This is a genomic window from Flavobacterium album (assembly GCF_003096035.1).
In the GTDB taxonomy this organism is placed as follows: domain Bacteria; phylum Bacteroidota; class Bacteroidia; order Flavobacteriales; family Flavobacteriaceae; genus Flavobacterium; species Flavobacterium album.
The window spans coordinates 3,493,783-3,506,375 of record NZ_CP029186.1; the positions used below are offsets into that span (position 1 = coordinate 3,493,783).

General features: G+C 44.9%; 11 protein-coding genes. 7 read left to right on the forward strand and 4 right to left on the reverse strand.

The window, feature by feature from the left end:
* Positions 1 to 34 precede the first annotated feature (34 nt).
* From prfB to HYN59_RS15780, 4 genes are all read left to right on the forward strand, one after another.
* Positions 35 to 1,139, forward strand: a protein-coding gene (gene prfB, locus HYN59_RS15765) for a peptide chain release factor 2 (protein WP_108779198.1) whose coding sequence is annotated in 2 segments (ribosomal slippage) — positions 35 to 97 and positions 99 to 1,139 — 1,104 coding nt in all. Because the reading frame shifts where the segments join, the coding sequence is not laid out codon by codon here.
* Between the two features lie 123 nt (positions 1,140 to 1,262).
* Complete coding sequence (locus HYN59_RS15770; RefSeq protein WP_108779199.1) at positions 1,263 to 2,483, forward strand: GAF domain-containing sensor histidine kinase; 1,221 nt, start codon at positions 1,263 to 1,265, stop codon at positions 2,481 to 2,483.
* Positions 2,484 to 2,599: 116 nt separating this feature from the next.
* Positions 2,600 to 3,826 (forward strand): GAF domain-containing sensor histidine kinase, encoded by a 1,227-nt coding sequence (locus HYN59_RS15775; RefSeq protein ID WP_108779200.1) that lies wholly within the window; start codon positions 2,600 to 2,602, stop codon positions 3,824 to 3,826.
* Between the two features lie 53 nt (positions 3,827 to 3,879).
* Positions 3,880 to 4,794 (forward strand): AraC family transcriptional regulator, encoded by a 915-nt coding sequence (locus tag HYN59_RS15780; RefSeq protein ID WP_108779772.1) that lies wholly within the window; start codon positions 3,880 to 3,882, stop codon positions 4,792 to 4,794.
* An 8-nt stretch (positions 4,795 to 4,802) separates the two neighbouring features.
* Here the strand turns inward: HYN59_RS15780 and HYN59_RS15785 are convergent, their stop codons facing one another.
* From HYN59_RS15785 to HYN59_RS15800, 4 genes are all read right to left on the reverse strand, one after another.
* On the reverse strand, positions 4,803 to 5,177 hold the full coding sequence (locus tag HYN59_RS15785; RefSeq protein ID WP_108779201.1) for a DUF779 domain-containing protein: 375 nt from the start codon (positions 5,175 to 5,177) through the stop codon (positions 4,803 to 4,805).
* Between the two features lie 382 nt (positions 5,178 to 5,559).
* Positions 5,560 to 7,062 carry an aldehyde dehydrogenase family protein gene (locus HYN59_RS15790; RefSeq protein ID WP_108779202.1) on the reverse strand — a complete coding sequence of 501 codons (1,503 nt, stop codon included), beginning with the start codon at positions 7,060 to 7,062 and terminating at the stop codon, positions 5,560 to 5,562.
* 156 nt (positions 7,063 to 7,218) lie between these two features.
* A complete protein-coding gene (locus tag HYN59_RS15795; protein WP_108779203.1) occupies positions 7,219 to 8,499 on the reverse strand; it encodes an inorganic phosphate transporter in 1,281 nt (426 codons plus the stop codon).
* Positions 8,500 to 8,520: 21 nt separating this feature from the next.
* Positions 8,521 to 9,165, reverse strand: coding sequence for a DUF47 domain-containing protein (locus tag HYN59_RS15800; protein WP_108779204.1), 645 nt, complete (start codon positions 9,163 to 9,165; stop codon positions 8,521 to 8,523).
* 199 nt (positions 9,166 to 9,364) lie between these two features.
* Between HYN59_RS15800 and HYN59_RS15805 the strand changes: the two genes are divergently transcribed.
* From HYN59_RS15805 to HYN59_RS15815, 3 genes are all read left to right on the forward strand, one after another.
* Complete coding sequence (locus HYN59_RS15805; protein ID WP_108779205.1) at positions 9,365 to 10,993, forward strand: acyl-CoA carboxylase subunit beta; 1,629 nt, start codon at positions 9,365 to 9,367, stop codon at positions 10,991 to 10,993.
* A gap of 119 nt (positions 10,994 to 11,112) precedes the next feature.
* Complete coding sequence (locus HYN59_RS15810) at positions 11,113 to 11,778, forward strand: class I SAM-dependent methyltransferase (RefSeq protein WP_108779206.1); 666 nt, start codon at positions 11,113 to 11,115, stop codon at positions 11,776 to 11,778.
* The gene (locus tag HYN59_RS15815) at positions 11,778 to 12,557 is read left to right on the forward strand and encodes a hypothetical protein (protein ID WP_108779207.1); all 780 of its coding nucleotides are present in this window, start codon (positions 11,778 to 11,780) and stop codon (positions 12,555 to 12,557) included. The genes HYN59_RS15810 and HYN59_RS15815 overlap by 1 nt, the downstream gene beginning before the upstream one ends.
* Positions 12,558 to 12,593 lie beyond the last annotated feature (36 nt).

Below are 12,593 nucleotides of genomic sequence, written 5' to 3' on the forward strand. Positions count from 1 at the left end.
CCTTACTTTTGCTATTACAAAACTACATTAATTTATGACAAATACCGAACAAATTAAAGGTATTATAGAGCGCCTGGGAGCACTGAGGAGGTATCTTTGACATCGACAGGAAGCAAATTGAGATAACCAACGAAGAAGAGAAAACCTTCGCACCCGACTTTTGGAACAACGCCAAAGAGGCCGAACTCATTGTGAAAAATCTCCGTTCCAAGAAAAAATGGGTGGACGATTATGAGAAAGGCAACACCATGGCCGAAGAGCTGCAGGTGATGTACGACTTCTTTAAGGAAGGCGACGTTACCGAAGAGGAGCTTGACGAACAGTACGCCCTTACCATCGCCCATATCGAGAACCTTGAATTCAGGAATATGCTCTCTGACGAGGGCGACAGCCTTAGCGCAGTAGTACAGATAACAGCGGGTGCCGGCGGTACAGAAAGCTGCGACTGGGCTTCGATGCTGATGCGCATGTACATGATGTGGGGCGAGAAAGAAGGCTACAAGATCAGGGAGCTGAATTTCCAGGCCGGCGAGGTTGCGGGGATCAAGACCGTCACCCTTGAATTTGAAGGCGATTATTCCTTTGGTTACCTGAAGGGCGAGAACGGCGTGCACAGGCTCGTGCGTATTTCCCCTTTTGACAGCAATGCCAAGCGCCACACTTCTTTCGCATCGGTATATGTATACCCATTGGCAGATGATACTATTGAGATCGAGATCAGCCCGTCGGATATTTCGTGGGAAACCATGCGTTCCAGCGGTGCGGGAGGCCAGAACGTGAACAAGGTAGAGACGGCAGTGCGATTGCGCCACCACCCTACCGGTATCATTATCGAAAACTCCGAGACCCGCTCACAGCTCGACAATAAGACCAAGGCCATGCAGTTGCTGAAATCGCAGCTTTATGAGATAGAACTCAAAAAGCGTCAGGCGGTACGCGATGAGATTGAAGCCAATAAGATGAAGATCGAATGGGGATCGCAGATACGCAACTATGTAATGCATCCTTACAAGCTTGTTAAAGACGTGCGCACCGGTTACGAAACCAGCAATGCCGAAGGTGTTATGAATGGAGAGATAGACGGTTTCCTGAAGGCTTACCTCATGATGATGGGCCAGAAAACGGAGGATCAACAGTAATATTTGGTTTTAACCTAAATTTAACATCCTGAATTGCAGTTATTCTTAATAAAATAATTGTAATTTAGGATTTTATTTTGGAAAACCAACCCGTAATAGCAGCTACCTGTTCCAGAAGCAAGTATGAATCAACGAACTGATTTTTTTATCCCGCTTAACGACTCTCTCAGGCTTGAAAAGCTGCGCGACTACAATATACTCGATACGTATCCTGAAGATGTTTTTGACACTATAGCGGCAATGGCTTCGCGATTGTTCGACATGACAGGCGCTTTTATCACATTCGTAGATGAAGAACGGGTATTCTTTAAATCCAATCTCAGTAAGCTTGCAGCAACTGAAATTGACCGTAAAGACAGCCTTTGCTCCCTTGCCATTTTGCAGGACGACGTATACCTGCTCAAAGATACGCATGCCTATCCCGAACTGAAAAATAATCCTTACGTAGCTATAGAGGGCGGTATCCGTTTTTATGCCGGCGCCCCGCTCAAGACCCCGGAAGGGTACAACATGGGAACCATCTGCGTTATAGATGACAAGCCACGGGAGGAAATATCTGCAGAGCAGCTGCAAATGCTCACGACGCTTTCAAAAATCATTATTGACAAGCTTGAAAACAGGCTGCGCTACAGGAAATCTATCGAATCGCAGGTAAACCTGATGAACATTACCCTGCATGAAATAAAAAATCCGCTGGCCTCCATCAACCTTGCCACTGATATGCTAAAGAAAGAAGCCTCTGATAAAGGGCGTATGACAGAGGTGATAAAAACCTCGGTAAACCGTATCGAGACAAGGCTTTCCGACCTTTTAAAGCAATCGGAACTGGAGGAAACCGACCTGCTCCTGAAAATCGAGGAAGTAGATATAAACGAGATATTTACACGCCTATTCAACAGCTTCGACCTGCTGGCACGCAGAAAAAAGCAGGTAATAGAACTGAAATACGACCATTCGCTGCCTAAGATCGAAGTGGATAAAGCAAAAATATCTGATGTGCTGCACAACCTGGTGAGCAATGCCATAAAATATTCCTATCCCGACTCAGTCATAAAAATAGCTGCACGGGAAGCAGGATACAACATTCATATAGAAATAAAGGACGAAGGACAAGGACTTAACCGCAACGACGTACAGATGCTGTTTAAGAAGTTTGCGATATTAAGTTCGAAGCCAACAGGGAGGGAAACCTCTTCGGGACTGGGGTTATCCATAGCAAAATCGTTTGTAGAACTGCACAAGGGCACTATCTACGCCATGAGCCCCGGCAAAGACAAGGGCACTACTTTTATTGTATCCCTGCCTATTAAATATATACCCGACCGCGAGCCGGAAATTGAATAGCCGGTTATACTTTAGTGTGTGTTTAGTTATAAGATTTTCCTTAAAATGCGTTGATGCAACATTTATTTGTATTTTCGATAAGGATTTAAAGAACGGATAGATTCCCAGAATTACCAATGCAATACGTTAAGCCTACATCGCTGCTGACAAAAAATGAGTCCCACAGGCTTGAAAAGCTTCGTGACTACCACATACTGGATACCCATTCTGAAGACACCTTCGATAAGATAGCGCTTATGGTAACGCAGGTATTCAGCTGCCCCAGCGCCTTCATCAGTTTTATAGACGAAGACCGTATTTTTATAAAATCCAACTTAAGCCCACTGGCCTTTAACGAGGCAAAGCGCGAGGAAAGCCTTTCTTCGCTGGTTATCCTTCAGGATGATGTAGTCGTATTTAACGATACGCATACTATTCCGCATGTCCGTGAAAATCCGTACGTTTCAGGCGAGAACGGAGTCCGTTTTTTTGCTGCCGTGCCACTGAAAACACCAGAAGGTTACAATGTAGGTACAATCTCTGTGATAGATACGCATCCGCGTGAGGTGACACCGCTACAAATCAACATGCTGAAGATGCTCGCCAAAATTGTAGTTGACAAATTAGAGAACAGGCTGCGCTACCGCAAAACCATCGAGTCGCAGATCGACCTGATGAACATTACGCTTCACGAAATAAAAAACCCACTGGCATCCATAAAGCTCGCTAACGAGATCATTTCGAAGGACGGCACCAAGATCCCCAACATGGCTGAGATGATAAAATCGTCGGTTGGCAGGATAAAGAGCAAGCTTTCCGACCTGCTAAAGCAATCGGAGCTTGAAGAGAACCAGATTGTGCTTTTCATTGAAGAAATAGACTTAAAGGAACTCTTTATGCGTCTTCAGAGTAATTTTGACCTGCTCGCTGCGCGCAAGGGCCAGTCGATTATATTCGACCTGCCCGAGAGTACATCACAGTTTTTTGCTGACAAGGCGAAAATTTCTGATATACTGCACAACCTTCTTAGCAACGCGATAAAATACTCCTACCACGGGGCTGAGATAAAAGTGATTGCTACCGAGATCAACGGCCACATCAGGATAGAAGTTAAGGATAACGGGCAGGGCCTCGATGAAAGTGATATAGAAAGGCTGTTTACCAAATTTGCAAAACTGAGTTCGAAGCCTACAGGGAAAGAAACATCGAACGGATTGGGCCTTTCCATAACCAAATCATTTGTAGAGTTGCACAACGGCACCATCGAAGCTGTCAGCCCCGGGAAAGACCAGGGGACATCGTTTATCGTAACCCTCCCGCTGCGCTACGAAAAGGAGCATTCACTATCTGAATTTAGCAGCTAGACTAATATTTATTCAATTTATATCCTTACCTTATCGCCGGTAAATTTATGGATATGAATAATCAAAAGGCTTTATTGCAGGTACCTTCGCTTTCGAGTGAAAAATCGTTGAAAACCCTTGTAGAAAACCGTACCGTATATTCGCTTGACAATTGCGAGCTCAACCTTTTTGAAACCTACCAGGAATCCAGCCTTGTACCCTTAAAGTTTAACGACCTTGTGGTCACAAGCATGCTAAGGGGCAAAAAAGTGATGCATTTATTTGACGATCCGGGCTTTGATTACCTTCCGGGAGAAACCGTGGTAATACCTTCGAATGTGGAAATGAAGATCGATTTTCCCGAAGCTTCGTTAAAAAACCCGACACAATGCCTAGCCCTCGCCATCGACCATCGGAAAATTGAAGACACCCTTGTATTCCTTAACGAACGCTATCCTAAGGAAGATGAATTATGGAAACTCAACCACAAGAACTATTTCTTTTATAACAATACCGAACTGGCCAATACGATCAATAAGCTTATCCGCGAGTGCATGGGGTATTCCATTACCAAAGATGCGTTAGTAGACCTCGCTTTGCAGGAACTGCTGGTGAGGCTTATCCAGACCCAGACGGCGCAGCGGATAGACAGCGGAACGATTGATAAAAGCAGCATCATCTTTGCCATTACACAATACATCAGAGCTAATATCACCAAAAGCATCAGCCTGAAAGACCTGAGCGACAAGGCCTGTATGAGCACTACATCTTTTTACCGCTATTTTAAACGGGAACTTGGGATGAGCCCTATTGAATATATACTGAATGAAAAGATAAAACAGGCTAAGCAATTGCTCAAAAACCCGGGCATACAGGTTAACGAAGTATGCTTTATGGCCGGGTTTGATGACTGCAATTATTTTATACGCCTTTTCAAAAAATATGAAGGCATTACGCCAAAGCAATACCAGATGCTGTACATAAGCTAACTACAAAATCAATCCTCCAGATAGCGCAGCGGTTCCAGGTTCGCCCGTTCTTTTTCGATAAATAACCGGGATTCTGTAATGAATCTTTTTCCTAATGGTATCTCAAGCGAAAAACTGGCTCCCCTCCCCTCAATCGCATTAAGGGTAAGGTGGGTGTGCTGCCAGTATTCGAACTGGTCGCGGCCCATCCAGAATTCGCAGCCTTCTACAACACCAAGGCATACATCGCTATAACCCAGCCTAAAATCGCCCTTTTGGAAACACATTGGCTGCGAACCGTCACAACAGCCTCCACTTTGGTGGAACATCAGTTCGCCATAGCGTTCCTGCAATTCTTTGATAAGTGCGGTTGCTTCAGGGGTTATATCTATTCGTTTGTGCATTTTTACATTTTTTTAAAATTCCTTCAAGATTGAAAAAACACAGGTGTTCGGAAGAATTTGAATATTTTTATATGTCGTTCCTCCGGAACTCAAAGCCGCACTATATCCGCGATTTCTATAAACATACCACCCCGCTGGGGCTGTGTGGATGAGTCCCGGAAGGACGGAATATTTATAGAAATCAACAGCAGCACGTCCTCCAAAGCTCCGGAGGAGCGGCATGTATCACTCTAAATTTTAAATCCAACTTATACAACCAAGCAACAATCACTTTTAACTCGTTGTTTTTGAACAACATATAGTCTTACATACACTTATGTACAAAAACCTTGCGGGTTGAAAAAAAGCTGCCCGAAGGCAGCCTAACCAAATTTACTATTTATTAAAAGAAGCCCAGCTTTTTCTTGTCGTAAGAAATGAGCATGTTCTTTGTCTGCCTGTAATGTTCCAGCATCATTTTGTGGTTTTCGCGCCCGAAGCCCGACTTTTTATATCCGCCGAATGGTGCATGTGCCGGGTAAGCATGGTAATTGTTTACCCATACCCTGCCTGCTTTAATGGCCCGTGGCACCTGGTACAGTTCATGGGCATCGCGTGTCCACACCCCTGAGCCAAGCCCGTATAGGGTATCATTAGCGATCTCTATAGCTTCCTCTGTAGTTTTAAAAGTGGTAACACACACCACCGGCCCAAAGATCTCTTCCTGGAATATCCTCATTTTATTATGCCCTTTGAATATAGTCGGTTGGATGTAATAACCTTCACCGAGCTCCCCGTCAAGATGGTTCACATCCCCGCCGGTAAGCACTTCGGCGCCTTCTTCTTTTCCTATTTTCAGGTAGGACCTTATCTTTTCAAACTGGTCGTTAGATGCCTGCGCTCCCATTGCAACTGTTTTATCCAGCGGATTACCTGTCCTTATGGCCTTTGTGCGCGCAATTACCCTTTCAATAAACTTATCATAAATATCCTCATGCACGAGCATCCTCGAGGGGCAGGTACATACCTCACCCTGGTTAAGGGCAAACATCACTGCGCCTTCAACTGCTTTATCGAAGAAATCATCATCGGCATCGCCAACAGATTTAAAGAAGATATTCGGCGACTTACCGCCAAGCTCCATGGTAGAAGGAATTATATTTTCGGCAGCATATTGCATGATGAGCCTTCCGGTAGTGGTTTCGCCGGTAAACGACACCTTTGCGATCCTTGGCGATGTAGCCAGCGGCTTCCCTGCTTCGATACCAAAACCATTCACAATATTGATTACGCCCGGCGGGACTACATCCTGCAAAAGTTCCATAAGGATAATAATAGATACAGGAGTCTGCTCTGCGGCCTTTACAACCGTACAGTTACCTGCTGCAATGGCGGGCGCTATTTTCCAGGTTGCCATAAGCAATGGGAAATTCCACGGAATTATCTGGCCTACCACGCCCAAAGGTTCGTGCAGTACGATGCTGACAGTGTTTTCGTCATGCTCTGCTATTGCGCCTTCCTCTGCCCTTATTACGCCTGCAAAATAGCGGAAGTGGTCAATGCACAGCGGCAGGTCGGCAGCCATTGTTTCACGAATGGCTTTACCATTATCAATAGTCTCTACGGTTGCCAGGTATTCAAGGTTGGCTTCCATTACGTCGGCTATCTTATTCAGCACATTGCTGCGGTAGGCCGGTGACGATTTGCCCCATGTTTTAAAAGCTTCGTGTGCGGCATCAAGAGCAAGGTCGATATCCTCTTTAGTAGAGCGCGCTGCTTTGGCAAATACTTTTCCGTCAATGGGCGATACATTGTCAAAATATTCGCCTTTAACAGGAGGAACAAATTTTCCACCGATAAAATTATCATACTTTTCCTTAAAATCAGGCCTTTGTACTATACTCATAATTATAATAGTTATTTTGTTGTTGTCCAAAAGTAACCTACTATAACGTTTTAGGATAGCATAAATCATTCAATCGATAGCACATATCATTCAATCTGCTGAAAATGAAAAAAGCCCGCATTTGAATGCAGGCTTGATAAAGTTTTCTGTATGATTTTATAAGAACAGGCTTAAAATGTAGTATACTATCGCCGCCAGCACTGCAGAAACCGGTATAGTTAGTATCCATGCCCATACAAGGCTTACGGTAACACCCCAGCGCACAGCCGAAACACGTTTGGTAAGGCCTACACCTATAATCGAACCTGTAATGGTATGTGTGGTACTCACCGGGATCTTAAGGTGCTCTGTGAAGTATAGCGTAAGCGCACCGGCAGTTTCTGCGGCAACACCTTCAAACGAGGTTACCTTTGTTATCTTGGAACCCATTGTTTTTACAATTTTCCAACCACCGCTCAAAGTACCCGCTGCGATCGCAGAGTAACAGGCCAACGGTATCCAGGCAGGCATTTTACCTTCCACGTTGTCTTTAGGCAGCACAACATCCAGCCATTCCGGCATGCTTTCCTGCGATGCACCGCTTGTGTGGATATATACAGCAACTGCCGCAGCTATGATACCCATAACTTTTTGTGAGTCGTTACCACCATGGCCAAGGCTAAACGATGCCGAAGAAAGCAGCTGCATCCTTTTTAGCCATGATTCGGCTTTGCTGTGGGTAAGCCTGCTGAAGAACAGGCAGAATGTGCTTATCGTGAGTATGATGAATGCTACCAACAGCCATTTTATATTGTGAGGCTCGAAAGCAACACTCCAAAAATGCGATTCGAAACGCGGCTTTTTGATCTCATCATAGCCCTGCATCATAAAATATACAAACACAATAGTAGCTACCATTAACAAAGCCGTAAATATCTTCGGATAAATGGTATCTTTTCGTGACGAGTTAAGCAGCCAGATAGAAATAAGGTACGATACCAAGGCACCCAGCAGCGGCGCCAAAACGATAAACGCAATAATGATGAGTACCCCTGAAGGCATCCCGCCATCTTTTCCCGGTGTGTACCAGGCCACTACGTTAAAGCCAGCGTGGGCAATAGCAGCGCCCGCAAAGCCACCGATAAGGGTGTGTGACGAACTTGAAGGTATCCCAAGCCACCAGGTAAGGAGGTTCCAGCAGATTGCCGCAATGACACCGGCAAGGATAACCACGAGGTTAATGTCCATGGTGTGGGCGGTTTTGGCTACCGTATCGGCAACACCAAAGCCGAATACCCAATAGGCAAGGAAATTAAAAAAGGCCGCCCAGACTACCGCCTGGAAAGGCGTGAGCACTTTGGTAGCCACAATGGTAGCGATAGCATTCGCGGCATCATGGAAACCGTTGATGTAGTCAAAGATCAGCGCTAATACAATAATTATTATAAGGAGCGTCATAGATTAGGTTGCTATGGTTGGTTAAGAGTGCTTTACGGAGATAGACTCCAGCACATTCGCTACTCCTTTGCATTTATCGGAAGCCGATTCCAGCGCCGACAGCACCTCTTTGTATTTGATGATATTTTTGGCATCAGTCTCGTTTTCAAAGATATCGGCTACAGCCTTATCAAAAACGTTATCCGATTTGTTCTCAAGCTTGTTGATCCTTTTGCACACATCGGCTATGCCTTTAAGGTTCTTCATGTCTTTCAGTTCCGCTACACCTGCATGGATCAGCTGGCAGCTTTCCAGGGTTATCTCGGTCATTTTCCTGATTGACTTCGTGATCTTCTCAACCTGATACAGCCTCATCCTGCTGGCTGCACCATAAAGGTAATCTGCAACATCGTCAATAGCTGAAATAAGCGCGTGGATGTCTTCCCTGTCAAAAGGCGTTATGAAGTTCCTGCTCAGCTCAAGGTTGGTTTTGTGTGCTATTTCTTCAATTATAGCTTCCAATTCTTCAATTTTCCTGAAATAGGCTTCCCTTTGTTCCTTTGGGGCGTTTACTGCTTCGTGAAGCGTTTCGGACAATACTACAAGGTTTTGTGTTGCCTGCTCGAAAAGCGGGAAAAATTTCTTGTCTTTTGGTACAAGGAATTGGAAAATACTGTTTATAGACATTTACAATAAATTTTATGCTGCAAATGTATTTTAACAATGTTAAGAAATCGTTAAGCCAGTATGAACTTGGAGTTATTAAAACGAGTTATATAGTAAACCTATACAAAATAACAGATCCGCAATATTTTCGTATTCTATCAAACGTTTTCGTATTTTAGCGGCTGAAAATTACTTTTCCGCAACAAATATATAATATATCATGGATATCAACTTCAATAAAAACGAAGACCACAATAAACTATTACTCTCAGACCTGAAGCAAAAACTGGCAAAAGTAAAGCTTGGAGGCGGCGAAAAACGCATCGAAAAGCTGCATGCCGAAGGCAAAATGACTGCACGGGAACGCATTGAATATCTGTTGGACAAGGATAGCAAAAGCATAGAGATAGGCGCTTTTACCGGTGACGGCATGTATGCAGAGCACGGAGGGTGCCCAAGCGGCGGCGTAGTAGTGAAAATAGGCTACGTAAGCGGAAAGCAGTGCATTGTTGTTGCCAATGATGCTACCGTAAAAGCCGGTGCGTGGTTCCCTATAACCGGGAAGAAAAACCTTCGCGCACAGGAAATAGCCATGGAAAACCGCCTGCCTATCATTTACCTTGTAGATAGTGCCGGGGTATACCTGCCAATGCAGGATGAGATATTCCCGGATAAAGAGCATTTTGGGCGTATCTTCCGTAACAATGCCATTATGAGCAGCATGGGCATCACCCAGATCGCAGCCGTAATGGGCAGCTGTGTTGCCGGTGGGGCGTACCTTCCTATCATGAGCGACGAGGCACTTATTGTAGACAAAACCGGAAGCATTTTTCTTGCAGGAAGCTACCTCGTAAAGGCTGCTATTGGCGAAACTATAGATAATGAGACACTGGGCGGTGCTACTACGCACTGCGAAATATCAGGCGTGACGGATTTTAAGGCGAAAGACGACAAGGATGCGCTGGACAGGATCAAAAGCATTGTAGGCAAAATAGGCGATTATGACAAGGCCGGATACAACCGCATAAAAGCCGAAAAGCCTGCCCTGCCCGAGAAAGATATTTACGGTATCCTGCCAAAACTGCGCACCGAGCAATACGACATGATGGAAATCATTAACCGCCTGGTGGATAACAGCGAATTTGACGAATACAAAGCAGGCTACGGCCAAACGATAATAACCGGATATGCCCGCATCGACGGCTGGGCTGTGGGCATTGTAGCTAACCAGCGCAAAGTGGTGAAGTCTAAAAAAGGTGAAATGCAGTTTGGTGGCGTAATTTATTCGGACAGTGCCGATAAGGCAACCCGTTTTATAGCGAACTGCAACCAGAAGAAAATACCATTAGTGTTCCTTCAGGACGTTACCGGTTTTATGGTAGGCTCCAAATCTGAACACGGAGGTATTATTAAGGACGGCGCTAAAATGGTAAACGCGGTAAGTAACTCGGTAGTGCCTAAATTCACTGTAGTAGTAGGAAACTCCTATGGTGCGGGCAACTACGCCATGTGCGGGAAAGCTTATGACCCAAGGCTGATATTCGCCTGGCCAAGCGCCGAGCTTGCGGTAATGGGCGGTACCCAGGCGGCAAAAGTGTTGATGCAGATAGAAGCCTCATCATTAAAAGCAAGGGGAGAAACCATAACTCCTGAAAAAGAAGCCGAAATGTTCGATAAGATAAAGGCACGTTATGATGCGCAGGTATCGCCATATTATGCCGCTGCAAGATTGTGGACCGATGCCATCATCGACCCGCTGGATACCCGCAAATGGATATCGATGGGTATTGAGGCCGCTAACCATGCACCAATTGAAAAACAATTTAACCTTGGGGTGATTCAGGTGTGATCGTCCTTTTAAAGCATAGTACACGGCGCCTTTATCGGTGCCGTTTTTTTTTAGCCCTCGTATACATTTTGCCTTATCCATAATTATCAATACTTTTATTCGGTAAATAAATCTTGTCCATGGAAAACAAGCGTCCCCAACTCTCGGAAACCGAATTGCAGGAACTTGCTGCCCAACTGCGCTGCCCGAACGGCGAAGATGGGCTGAAAGTAGGCGAAATGATGAATTTTACCAACAGCAACATGATAGCCAAAGCGATAGAAAGCCTGCATCTTACCGATGGCGATGATGTACTGGAAATAGGCCCAGGCAATGGGATGCATGTAAAGGAAATCATCTACAGCGGTGAAGAAATCAATTACCGTGGAATTGATATTTCCCCTGACATGGTGAAGGAAGCCCAAAAGCGGAACAAGGGCTTATCAGCGGTTGCTTTCCAGCTGGCCGACGGCGAAACGATTCCTTATGGTGAGAGCAGGTTTGATAAAGTACTCACCACCAATACCATTTATTTCTGGAAAGACCCGCAGGCCTACGCCAGTGAAATAGCACGTGTATTAAAACCGGGAGGCATGGTATCTATCGGGTTTATACCGAAAAGCACCATGCAGCACATCCCTTTTGCAAAATATGGCTTTACGCTGTATGATGTTGAAACAGTGAAAGGGCTTATGGCGACTGCGGGACTGGAAGCGATTTCGGCAGTTACGGAAAAAGAATTTGTTACCGGCGGCAGCGGACAGCAGATTGAAAGGGAGTTTGTAATATTTACCGCAAAAAAATAATGAAGACAACTATTACCTGCCTACTTATAGCCGCTGCCTGGATATCTTTTGGTGTAGAAAAAATCCAGTGTCTTAACATTAACTCCCATAAAAGTATCGTAGCTACTGATACACTACATTGGGATACGGAACTTTGCAACCAGGTAGGTACCTTCGAAAAGTCGAAATATACTAAGCTCCAATTAAGGAATGCTTATAAGCTTTGGTTTACCTATAATGCGCTTCAGATAAATACACGCAATGTTGTATTTGCTCCCGGTGAATACTACAGTTTTGACAGCAAAGGCCAACTGGAAGAACTGGAAAAGGAGTATAAAGCGAAGAAGGCAGAATATGCATCTATGAAACTGCCCCCGGGCAAGATATGGAGTGCGCTTTTACAGAACAGGATAAAAGACCTTGATGCAACCTATGAGCTGGCAAAACTCGACCTTGAAGCAATTAGTAATCCGAAAGTATTGCTGAAAAACAGGTTTACGAAATACTGCACAGAATATGCCGAAGCCCTTGCATCAGACAATACGCTGCAACTTATGGCTGCCTGGGGAAAGCTAAAAGCGGAAAAACACATGGGCGGTTATACCACTAAAAACTTCAACAGGTATAAAAACAGCCTGAACTACAGAATGAGAATTGCCGCAGCGAGGACAGACCTGCTGACTTTTGGCTGGCACAACTGCGCCAACCGGCAGATTGACCATGAAACTCCCAATGTAAATTATCAGGAGGAATTTGAAAAACTCTTTATTTCTGTGGAGACAGAATGTGATGAACCGTAAATATTTTAGATCCCTGTAACAATTTCCTGCATTAGC

Excerpts from the sequence above, each read along its gene's own strand:
- HYN59_RS15785 (WP_108779201.1), bottom strand. The coding sequence starts at position 5,177 with ATGCACAAACGAATAGATATAACCCCTGAAGCAACCGCACTTATCAAA.
- HYN59_RS15810 (WP_108779206.1), top strand. The coding sequence starts at position 11,113 with ATGGAAAACAAGCGTCCCCAACTCTCGGAAACCGAATTGCAGGAACTT.
- HYN59_RS15795 (WP_108779203.1), bottom strand. The coding sequence starts at position 8,499 with ATGACGCTCCTTATAATAATTATTGTATTAGCGCTGATCTTTGACTAC.
- HYN59_RS15805 (WP_108779205.1), top strand. The coding sequence starts at position 9,365 with ATGGATATCAACTTCAATAAAAACGAAGACCACAATAAACTATTACTC.
- HYN59_RS15780 (WP_108779772.1), top strand. The coding sequence starts at position 3,880 with ATGAATAATCAAAAGGCTTTATTGCAGGTACCTTCGCTTTCGAGTGAA.
- HYN59_RS15775 (WP_108779200.1), top strand. The coding sequence starts at position 2,600 with ATGCAATACGTTAAGCCTACATCGCTGCTGACAAAAAATGAGTCCCAC.
- HYN59_RS15790 (WP_108779202.1), bottom strand. The coding sequence starts at position 7,062 with ATGAGTATAGTACAAAGGCCTGATTTTAAGGAAAAGTATGATAATTTT.
- HYN59_RS15815 (WP_108779207.1), top strand. The coding sequence starts at position 11,778 with ATGAAGACAACTATTACCTGCCTACTTATAGCCGCTGCCTGGATATCT.
- HYN59_RS15770 (WP_108779199.1), top strand. The coding sequence starts at position 1,263 with ATGAATCAACGAACTGATTTTTTTATCCCGCTTAACGACTCTCTCAGG.
- HYN59_RS15800 (WP_108779204.1), bottom strand. The coding sequence starts at position 9,165 with ATGTCTATAAACAGTATTTTCCAATTCCTTGTACCAAAAGACAAGAAA.